8 protein-coding genes are annotated in these 10,691 nt (G+C 55.9%); 4 read left to right on the top strand and 4 right to left on the bottom strand.

The window, feature by feature from the left end:
• The 3 genes from FTO74_RS07645 to FTO74_RS07635 all read left to right on the top strand — a co-directional run bounded on the left by FTO74_RS07645 (window position 1) and on the right by FTO74_RS07635 (window position 5,454).
• Window positions 1–2,247 carry an alpha-amylase family protein gene (locus tag FTO74_RS07645; RefSeq protein ID WP_162537613.1) on the top strand — a complete coding sequence of 749 codons (2,247 nt, stop codon included), beginning with the start codon at window positions 1–3 and terminating at the stop codon, window positions 2,245–2,247.
• A 115-nt stretch (window positions 2,248–2,362) separates the two neighbouring features.
• Window positions 2,363–4,516, top strand: coding sequence for a beta-galactosidase trimerization domain-containing protein (locus FTO74_RS07640; RefSeq protein ID WP_220399104.1), 2,154 nt, complete (start codon window positions 2,363–2,365; stop codon window positions 4,514–4,516).
• 53 nt (window positions 4,517–4,569) lie between these two features.
• A complete protein-coding gene (locus FTO74_RS07635; RefSeq protein ID WP_162537611.1) occupies window positions 4,570–5,454 on the top strand; it encodes an NAD(P)-dependent oxidoreductase in 885 nt (294 codons plus the stop codon).
• On the opposite strand, the gene FTO74_RS19430 is transcribed toward FTO74_RS07635, so the two are convergent.
• Window positions 5,444–5,845: a hypothetical protein gene (locus FTO74_RS19430; protein ID WP_181955722.1), complete on the bottom strand. Its 402-nt coding sequence runs from the start codon at window positions 5,843–5,845 to the stop codon at window positions 5,444–5,446. The two genes, FTO74_RS07635 and FTO74_RS19430, sit on opposite strands and share 11 nt — an antisense overlap.
• Window positions 5,846–6,442: 597 nt before the next feature.
• On the bottom strand, window positions 6,443–7,186 hold the full coding sequence (locus FTO74_RS07625; protein WP_162537610.1) for an SDR family oxidoreductase: 744 nt from the start codon (window positions 7,184–7,186) through the stop codon (window positions 6,443–6,445).
• 178 nt (window positions 7,187–7,364) lie between these two features.
• On the opposite strand from FTO74_RS07625, the gene FTO74_RS07620 reads away from it, so the two are divergent.
• Window positions 7,365–8,309, top strand: coding sequence for a LysR family transcriptional regulator (locus FTO74_RS07620; protein ID WP_220399103.1), 945 nt, complete (start codon window positions 7,365–7,367; stop codon window positions 8,307–8,309).
• A 261-nt stretch (window positions 8,310–8,570) separates the two neighbouring features.
• On the opposite strand, the gene FTO74_RS07615 is transcribed toward FTO74_RS07620, so the two are convergent.
• A complete protein-coding gene (locus FTO74_RS07615) occupies window positions 8,571–9,542 on the bottom strand; it encodes a metallophosphoesterase (RefSeq protein ID WP_255462561.1) in 972 nt (323 codons plus the stop codon).
• A 616-nt stretch (window positions 9,543–10,158) separates the two neighbouring features.
• Window positions 10,159–10,611: a RidA family protein gene (locus FTO74_RS07610; RefSeq protein WP_162537607.1), complete on the bottom strand. Its 453-nt coding sequence runs from the start codon at window positions 10,609–10,611 to the stop codon at window positions 10,159–10,161.
• Window positions 10,612–10,691: the final 80 nt, after the last annotated feature.

Genomic DNA, 10,691 nt, shown 5'->3' with positions numbered 1-10,691 from the left:
ATGAGCGATAACAATGAAGTAACTCGAAGAGACTTCCTCTTGTCTACCGCGATGATTACGGCGTCTTCTGCCGTGGGTCATACGCAGCCGCTTCTTGGCGCGTTGGTGGGACAGGACACAGCCTCTACAGTCGTCATGCCCAGCACCGAAGTCAACATGGGTTCGGTCTTCCCTTCCGGCGGCGTCTACTTCCGCAAATCCAACCCTCCGACGGATGAGTGGGCACGCGATCATCAGACTGCATCGCAGCTCGGGATGAATACCTTTCGCCACTGGTTCATGTGGTCCGCGCTTGAGGTCGCACCCGGCAAGTGGGATTGGGCCGACTATGACACGATGATGGATCTCGCAGCGAAGAACGGCATCAAGGTCATCATCGCAACGCTCGATACCGCAGCGCCCGAGTGGGCCTTCCGCAAGTATCCGCATGCACGCTATAAAGCGAGCGACGACTCAATCACACACAGCTCTGTCTCGGCGAGCAGCGGCATCGGAGGATTTCCCGGTCTGTGTCTCGACAATGCTGATGTCAAAGCGCTGGCGGAAAACTTTCACACTAAACTGATCGAGCACTACCGTGGCCATCCAGCCCTGCTGGGTTATGACCTGTGGAATGAGACGACCTACGACAGTGGTCGCATCGGCAAGATGAACTGCTTCTGCGAAGCAAGCCAGAAGAAGTTACAGGAGTGGCTCAAGGATAAGTACGGTTCGCTCGATGCAGTCTGCAAGACCTGGCATCGCCCCAGCTTCTCGGAGTGGGCCGATATCGAGCCACCGCATGACTTCAGCGGCTATCCGGAGAGTCTCGACTGGCTGCAGCATCGCATTGATAAGGCATACGAACACTTCGACTGGCGCATCGCGCTGTATCGTCGCCTCGACCCCAAACATCTGGTGACCTGCCACGGTGTCGCAGGCACATTGGAGAGTCACGCCTCCGCCTCGCATAACGAGTGGATGGCCGCCAAGCGTGTCGATGTGTACGGCCTCACCTGGGTTCAGTCGCGGCACGGCACGGAACCCTGGCGGCAGTGGCAATCATTCGATCTGGTCCGTGCCGGAGCGCGCGGCAAACCGTTCTGGCACGCGGAAGCACAGGGTGGCCCGCTCTGGATGCAACCTCAACTCATCGGCAAACCGCGCGAGGACGGCCGCGTCACCGAACCGGAGGACATCCGCATCTGGAACATGATCTCCTTTGCAGGAGGAGCACGCGGTCTGCTCTACTGTCGCTATCGCCCGCTGCTGGACGGGCCGCTCTTTGGAGCATTTGGCTCCATCGGCATGGATGGCTCGGTGACGCCGCGCGCGCAGATGGCAGGCAAAACACTGACCTGGGCCAATGCTCATCCCGAGATATGGAAGTCACGTCCCGTACGCGGCGATGTCGGCCTGCTCTTTATCCCAGAGGCAGAACTATTCAACTACGTGCAACAGCTCTCGACGGACTTTTACCTTGAGTCCATGCGCGGCGCATATCAGGCCTTTTTCGACCAGAACATTCAACCGGACTTCGTCGCGCTCGATAACATCGACGAGTACAAACTCATCTATCTGGCCTACCCGGTGATGATGAAGCCTGAGACCGTGGCCAAGCTGAAGGACTATGTAAGCAAGGGTGGCACGCTTATCAGCGAGGGACTTCCCGCCTACTTCGGCGAACATGGCCATGTGGGAGAAGTACAGCCTAACTATGGTCTGGATGAGGTCTTCGGCGCGAGAGAGAGCTACGTCGAGTTCCTGGCTGACATCCACGACAACCTCATGATGGAGGTCAATGGCAATAACATTCATGGCCGTTACTTCTTCCAGCAATACGAGGTCAAGGGGGGCAAGGCAGCGGGCCATTATCCGAATGGCTCGGTGGCGGCAGTCGAGAACCAGATGGGCCGTGGTCGCACCCTGTTGATGGGCTCGTTCCCTGGCAGCGGTTACTACCTGCACCACGACAAGCCAACGCTAACCTTGTTTGCCGGGTTTCTGAAGATGGCCAGCATTGTTCCACGGGTGAAGGTCAATGACAACGAGGTCCAGGTGCGCGTACATCAGGGAGAAGGCGGAACCAACCTGTGGGTGACGAATCCAACTCGAACCGATCGTTCGGTATCCGTCTCACTCAGTTCAGACCTCGGGAGATTCTCCACGGGCGAAGACAAGTGGGGCAAGCTCGACATCAAGGTCTCGGGGCAACAGGTCACGGTCAACGTACCGGCACGGGATGCGGCAGTCATCTCATTGCGCTAACCGTTGCGAACAAACTGCCGTGATGGATGACGGCGAGAGAGTCGGGGAATAAAAGATGGCAACCAGTCGTCGAACTTTTCTGGGTTATTCCGTAGCTGCATCGGCTTCAACTTTATTGAAGCCAGCTTTTGGCACGCTGGCGGAGTCCTTCGCCGGTGCGCCGGGCGTGGGTGAGCCGGCAAAAGACTGGTACGACAAACCCATGCGATGGGCTCAGATTGGTTTTGCCGAAGATGACCCCGGCAACTACGATCAACAGTTCTGGCTGGACTACTTCAAGCGTCTGCACGTCGAAGCGGTAACCCTAAACGCAGGTGGCGCAGTTGCTTACTATCCCACGCAAGTGCCCTTCCACTACCGCAGCAAATGGCTTGGCAATATGGATACCTTCGGCGACTTGATGAAGGGTTGCCGCGCAATGGGCATCGTTGTTGTGGCACGCACCGATGCCCATGCCTGCCATCAGGACGTCTACGACGCACACCCCGACTGGATCATGGTCGATGCGAAGGGCAACAAACTTCGCCATCCCTCCGATAAGGACTTCTGGCTCACCTGCGCGCTCGGACCCTATAACTTCGAGTTCATGACCGCGGTGCATCAGGAGATTACGACCAAGTACATGGTCGACGGCATCTTCACCAATCGCTGGGCCGGATCGGGCATGTGCTACTGCGAGAACTGCCAGAAGAACTTTCGCACCTTCAGCGGCCTGGACCTGCCGCGAACACGCGACCCACAGGATCCGGCACGCAAGCAATACATCATCTGGCATCAGCAGCGACTATTCGAGCTATGGCGGCTATGGAACGAGACTATTCAAAAGGTGAATCCTAACGCCAGCTATATCGCCAACGCGGGTGGCGGCGCTCTCAGCGAGCTCGACATGAAGACCGTCGGCGAACTAGCCCCGACACTCTTCGCCGACCGCCAGGGCCGTGCCGGTCTGATGCCTCCGTGGGCCAACGGCAAGAACGGCAAGGAGTATCGTTCGACCATGGGCCGCAAGGCGATCGTCGGCATCTTCAGTATGGGGCTGGAGGACAAGTATCGCTGGAAAGACTCCGTCCAGAGCGATGACGAGATCCGCTTGTGGGTAGCAGACGGCATCGCACACGACCTGCGGCCCTGGTTTACGAAGTTCGACTGCAAGATCATCGACCCCCGCTGGGTGCCGGTCATCGAAGGCATCTACAAATGGCACGCCGCGAATGAAGCCTATCTGCGCAACGAGCGACCACTCGCCAGAGTCGGCCTGGTCTTCTCGCAGCAGACCGCCTCATACTACGGTGGGGAAGAAGCCCGCGCCAAAGTCGAAGACCCCGGACTCGGTTTCTATCAGGCACTCATCGAAGCACGCATCCCCTTCGAGATGGTCCACGATCATCTGCTCGACTCCACGCACGTCAGCCAGTTTCGCACGCTCATCCTTCCGAACATCGCCGCGCTTTCCACCGCTCAATGCAAGCAGCTTCAGGAGTTCGTGGAGGGCGGCGGTAATCTGGTCGCAACCTTCGAAACCTCCCTCTATGACGAGTGGGGCGTGCGTCGCACTAACTTCGGACTGGCTTCTCTCTTTGGCGTCAATTACGCAGGTAAAGTTGAAGGTCCGATGCTCAATTCATACCTGAGCCTCAACAAGGATTCATCGGGGCAGTACCATCCTCTGCTCAAAGACCTCGAAGACTCAGTCCGCATCATCAATGGAGCAAATCAGGTCTCCATAACTCCAGCCGGAGATGGGACATACCCCTTACAGGTAGTCCCGACCTACCCCGACCTTCCCATGGAAGAGGTCTTCCCGCGCAAGGATGCGCCGAAGGGAGAGCCTGGAGCTGTCGTTCGCCAAGTAGGCAAGGGGCGCGTCGTCTATCTACCCGGCGATATCGACCGCACGTTCTGGGAGACATTAAGCTTCGATCAAGCTCGGCTACTGCGCAACGCCGTCCTATGGGCGACTAACGAGCCAGCCCCTCTGACCGTCGAGGGCAAAGGCGTGCTGGACGTTTCGGTATGGACGCAGAAGAGCTCGATGACCGCTCATTTCGTGAACCTAACCAACCCCATGATGATGAAAGGCCCGATCCGCGAGATCATTCCAATCACAGCCCAGCAGGTCAGCATCAAGATCCCAGACGGCCGCAAGGTGAAGCAAGTGCATTTGCTTGTCGCAGGAATAAAGCCAAACTATACCAACAAGGAAGGCATACTCCAGCTCGAAGTGCCGTCTATCGCGTTGCATGAAGTCGTAGCAGTCGACTTTGCATAGATCCTTTTGAGACGGTCGGGTGGAAGCAAAACTGAGTTCATAAAGGGGGCAAGATGGCGAAACTAGGTTTTCTTGGACTTGGCATCATGGGTGGGCCTATGGCGAAGCGGCTTGTGGCGGCCAAGCACGAGGTTGCTCTCTGGTCGCACAGCAAGGGCAAGGCGGAAGCACTGGGAGGCAATGCCTGCGCAACACCCCGCGCAGTCGCTGAGGCCAGCGACTGTGTCTTCCTTTGCGTCGGCGATACGGCCATGTCGCGCGAGGTCATCTTTGGCAAGGACGGTCTTCTCGCAGGTGCGAAAAAGGGCCTCGTCATCGTCGACTGCAGCACCATCTCCCCCAAAGAGAGCCGCCAGATGGCGGAAGAACTTTCGACGTCCGGCATCGAATTTCTGGACGCACCATGCACCGGCTCGAAAGGAGGTGCGGAGGCTGGAACACTTACCTTCATGGTCGGCGGCAACAGAGAGGTCTTCGATCGCGTAAAGCCATGGTTCGAACCTATGGGAAAGCAGTTTTACTACTGCGGGGCCTCCGGCCAGGGCCTCCACGCCAAGCTCTCCCAGAACATGATTCTCGGCAATTTGCTGCAGGCCTTCAACGAGAGCATTGTGCTCAGCACCAAGGCAGGCGTGCCGCCTGAGCTGATGCTCGAGATCATCGAAAACAGCGCGGCGAAATCGGGCCTCGTCTCCCTGAAGGCCCCATTGGTCTTCAAACGTGACTTCGATCCTCGCTTCTCTGTGAAGTGGCTGGAAAAAGATATGCAGCTCATGCTGGACTCTGCCGCCGATCTGAACGTACCCGTTCCCCTCACTGCGCTCTCCCGTCAGATGTATCGCGCTGCAATCGCCAAAGGGTTTGGCGAAGAGGATATCTGCGGCTCCATCCGCCTGTTGGAAGACCTCGCGGGCTGCGAGGTAACTACTAACCAGTAACGATGAAGTGCCTACTGTTATCGCGTATCAATTGATGTAATACAAAAAAGACGGGACAGGCCACCATTCTCTGCTCCGGCGAAGATTGCTCTATTGAAGAAAACGTTTCCATAGTGCGGTCCATTACACTTATCAATCCAGAGAAGATTCTCGATGCGGAAACAAATCTGCATTGAGTTTGTTTGAGGGCTCCAAGTGAGCAGGCTGCTTTCTCTTCGAAGCTCGAGACCTCGGCGGGATGACTCAGCATGGACAGGTGTCCGGACTGCAAGGTCAACGTCGCGGCCTTCATCCGTTTTGCCATAGTCACCTCGAGTGCCGGTGCGATGGCTCGATCGTTGTTCGCAACAACGTACCAGGTGGGACGTTCTTCAGAGATCGGGACTGACATAGAATTCTCCATAGAAGGGTGATTCGAGAAATCATCAGGTAGTGGGCGGATGCCATTACGCAACTACCACTTACTAGTAGGCAGACCAGGAGGGGTTAAGATGTCTTATGTCAAAAGGGTAATCTTAGAGCAACTTCAATTTGAGGCTCGAAGGCGTTCCAGAGCACCCTTTGTGATTGAGGTAAAGATGCCCGGCGAGCCAAACTCTCGGGCAGAGATCATTGCCCCATGAACCAGAGCGACAAAGCTCTGCGCTTCCACTTCCACGCTATGTTGCAGGTGGATGCTGCCGTGGCCGATGCCATCTTTCAACGTAGAGCGAACCCAGCGGACAAGATATTTGAAGTGCAGTTGTATCTCAGCTTGTCCGTCGCTCTTCCCCTCAAGGTTACCCGTACTGACAGAGTCGTAACGAGAGGGCAACCTATCGGAAGCGATCCGCGACAATGACACTCTGTTTTACTCCAGAAATAACGAACATAAATTGTGCTGTAGAGCACACTATCGTGGGAGAGCCGACCTCGCTAGTCCGTCGACTCTCAACCACATCCATAAAGATGACTATCTTCTGGTCCTTGAACTGGGTGCGCGCTTCGATCAGGCGTTCGTCCCGCCATCGACAGTCAGATTCGTTCCGGTGATATACGAAGACTCCGGACCGGCGACGAATGCCACCAATGCGGCGACCTCCTCCACTGTGCCATAACGGTTGAGCGACGTAAGGGCCTTCTGAGGCACTGCCCAATCGCCCGCAGCGGGATTAAGCTCCGTGTCGATCGGACCCGGCTGAACATTGTTGACCGTGATGCCTCGGCCACCAACCTCTCTAGACAACCCCTGAGTAAACATCTTCACGGCTCCCTTGGTGGCCGAGTAGGCTACCAGCCCAGGGGTCATGGTGCGCTCGCCCACGCATGAGCCAACCATGATGATGCGGCCTCCACTCTTCATGTGCTTGAGAGCTGCCTGCGTCGCGACCAATATGCCACGGAAGTTGAGGTTGATCATGTGATCGATCTCTTCCAGGGTGGTCTCCTCAAAGACCTTTGGAATGGCTGTGCCTGCATTGTTCACGAGCACATCCAGTTGGCCGAAGGTCGCAACTGTCTTTTCGACCGCAGCCTTGACGGCAGCAACATCGGCAGCGTCAGCCTGAATCGCGACCGCTTTTCCGCCAGCGGATTCAATCGCTTTGACGACGGTGGAAGCCGAGTTGGCGTCCTTTGCGTAAGTGATGACCACGCTGGCTCCGTCCGCAGCCAGTCGTTTTGCGATTGCGGCACCGATTCCACGCGATCCGCCTGTAACCAAAGCGACTTTTCCTTCTAATGAGTGAGGCATGTATCTCCACCTTTCTGTTGAGTAGCGCTCTTGATTGAGCGACGACCTGGCATGAAGAGGAGAGGCCAGTGTCGACGCTATATGGCTATAGCAACGCTCCTCTGTTGCGTGCATCGTTTCCAATGAAAAAATAGCCTTCCAGAGTCATTAATAAAATTGCTTTGTAGGCTGAGGGGCTATGCTTTCTAGGCAGAGGTGGACATTGGAGCTCAGGCATCTTCGTTATTTCGTAGCCGTGGCTGAAGCACGAAGCCTCAAGCTTGCGGCAGAAGAAAAACTGCACACCACTCAGCCATCTCTGAGCCGCCAGATCCGCGACCTTGAGAATGAGGTTGGGGCGGCGCTTTTCTTACGGGGCACTCGCGGGGTCGAGCTCACCGCGGCAGGCCGGGTGTTTCTGGACCATGCTCGAGTGATGCTCTCCCAGGCTGAGACTGCGGTACAGTCGGTGCGCCAAATAGCCAATCCGACAAAGCCTTACTTCTCTTTGGGCTTTATGATCGGTCACGACTCGACCTGGCTCCCCAAGACTCTCCAGATACTCCGTGATGAGCTGCCGAATATTCATGTGGTGATCTCCACTCAGAACTCTCCACAGCTTGCGGCGGCGCTCTCGCAAGGGCTGATCGACGTAGCTTTTCTTCGCAGAGAAGATGGCGGCCCCGGACTGGAGTACAGTCTGATCATTGAAGAACCTTTCGAGGTATTTCTTCCTAAAGATCATCCTCTCGCTGCGCAGAGTGTGATCAAGGCGAAAGAGATCGTAGGGGAGACATTTCTCAGCGTATCGGGGACTGCTCTCAGCGTGTCGGGAAAGCCGCCCGCGCTGAGATTAGCTATTGATCGATACCTAAAAGAGAGAGGCCTCGATATCAGACCGAGCCATGAAGTGGATAATCTCGGCGGCGTGATGTCTCTTATTGCTTCAACCCGAGGCATCGCGCTCTTACCCGCGTATGCAAAGACATTCCTTCCTGACTCGGTAACAACCCGTCCACTACAGGGCTGCTCGCCGACGATCGATTTATCCGTGGGCTATCGCAGGGTAAACTCCTCCGCAACTCTAAAGCTGCTTCTCTCACGAGTGGATGAATTGGTGGCCGAGGTTCCAAATCACGCATAGAAGATGTAGCGCTGGTTCGATGGTCGGGACTTACTTGAAAGCTTTGCATTTACGGATGCTCGCGGTGGCTGCTGCGGAGATGTAAGAAAAGATCCGTGGCCAGCTCACTTCTTTGTCGTCAGGCGCGCTTGAGACTAGAGGGTGCGAAGTTATCGTGGAACCGCAGTAACACTGACCAGAAGACAAGCTTCCGGTCAGTGTTACTGTGTGTTTTCATACCACTAGAGACCGTGCTCTGAGGATGTATCCCGTAGCGTCACGCTACGCCAAGATTGATGCCGTGCCATCTGGCGACTTCGTGAAAGCGTGAATGACGTTGCCATCTGTATCGACGTGGCGCAGCGTGAGAAGCTTATCCGTTGCTTCGAGATGGCTGAAGCCATGAACCTTGTTGAAGAAGGGACCGCGCTGGACGACCTCGTCACGCTCATCGTACAGATCCGCGCCTCCGCCGCCGGAGAGGAAGAAGGAGGTGGGATGCCCTTCAAATTCGAGGTGCTGCAGATCATGGTCATGGCCAGCAAGGTAGAGATGTACCTTGTGCTCACGGAGAAGCGGCTCCCAATCCGCAATGAGAACCTTGTGATCGCCATGAGGGCCATTGGAGAAGACAGGATGGTGGGCGATGACGATGCGGAATGGAGTGGTGAGCGGCTTGGCAAGCTCAAGCTTGAGCCATTCGAGCTGCTGCTGCCTCTGCTCTTCGGTCATCACATGTGTAAAGCCGTGAGCCAGCTTGCCGTCAGCAAATGGCATATTGCTGTCCAACGCGATAACCGTCGCCACCGGCTTGTGTAGTGGAAACTTGTAGCTATACCACTGTGCAGGCTCGGTCCAGCGGGTGTTGCCGCGCGCAGAGTATGCCATCTGGGAGTGCAGTTTGATCTCTGGCCGCGCCTCGTAATCATGGTTGCCTGGGACCGCGTAAGCAGGGCAGTTGAAGACATCCTTCGGATACATCTCTTCGAAGTCAGTGCGGAAACGCGGGCAGTCGACGCCACCAGGAAACTCACCATAAAAGTTATCGCCCAGAAGGAAGAGCGCATCATGCTTCAGGTGATGCTGTCGTGTATAGGAGGCCATCGCTCGTGCGACGGAACTCTGTGAGTCGAGGTGACGATCGTCGCCCCAGTCCCCGATCATAAGCGCGTGCGCGGCATGGGGATTGGGAGAGGATTTTCGGTCCGCCGCAAAGGATGCAAGAGGATGAAGTGCAGCGGCAGCGCTGAACACAAAGCTTTGACGAAGAAAACGGCGGCGGCTTGGGGAATGATCTTGAGTAGTCACACAAAGAATTATTCCATTGCTTCCTTAGAACAATCTGAAGCCGGAGATGAATAGATCGTGAATGGCTTCAAGGAGAGAGCGGAACAGTCCAGATGGACTATGGTCCTGCATTTACGTGTTTAGCAAACTCTGACTGGGACGCTCTTGCTAACAATGAAGAGGAAGGCATCGATGCCTATGATGGCCACTATGCAGGTACCCGGAGTCATTCTTGGTCGCGCTGATGTCAGATGGACGGTAGAGAATCAGGACCTGACTCAAGCTCTCGGGGAGATCCACCAACGAACCTAGTATCACCTTAAATTATTAACTCACGGCTGCTATGTGGTAGCCGAGGAGCGCCTCCCCGAATAGAGCGATGCAGAGGGCACTGCGCTCACGGTATTGGATTGCGATCCGACATCTCCGGCGGAGCCAACGCTACAAGGAAAATCTGGACTCGATTCTAGACGGCGCAGCGGCTCACGTTCGCTGATGTTCGATCTTGCTCCGCTTCCCGGCGTCCAGCCCCTCCATCTGAACGCCGGTCCCTTCGGACGAACACTATGCCGCAGCAGGCTTCTTAGTGCTTTACAGCAATTGCAGATATTTCGATCTTCGCCCCGCCGATCAGCCCCGCGACCTGCACTGTGGCACGAGCTGGCTTTGGATCCGCCATCAGCTTCTTGTAAACCTCGTTCATCGCCGGAACATCCGCGAGATCCGTGACATAAACAGTGACAGATACGATATCTGACATTTGATAGCCTGCCTGCTCCACAACTTTCTTGACCGCAGCGATCGCGTTCGTCGTTTGCAGGGCAATATCCGTGCCAGTCACTTTGCCATGAGCATCCGGACCTTGCTGGCCGGCGACATAGAGAGTATTGCCTGCAATGTAGCCTTCACTGAACGGAGCACCTTGCTTAAAACCTATCGCCTTGTTCTGGGCCAAGAGATTCCCTGTGAAGCAGAAAGTCGTGAGCGCGGCCACCACCAGGGCTCGCCGAGCAATCGCAGCATACATTTTCGTCATTATTCGTTCTCCTCAATTCACAAATATCTGTGGCGAAGCTTAGCATCAAAATCGAAGTTGCCGCTCGGCCGAATGACCTA

Source organism: Granulicella sp. WH15, from assembly GCF_009914315.1.
Lineage (GTDB): Bacteria > Acidobacteriota > Terriglobia > Terriglobales > Acidobacteriaceae > Edaphobacter.
The sequence above is the reverse complement of the archived record's forward strand: the minus strand, read 5'-3'. Positions and strand labels throughout refer to the sequence as shown.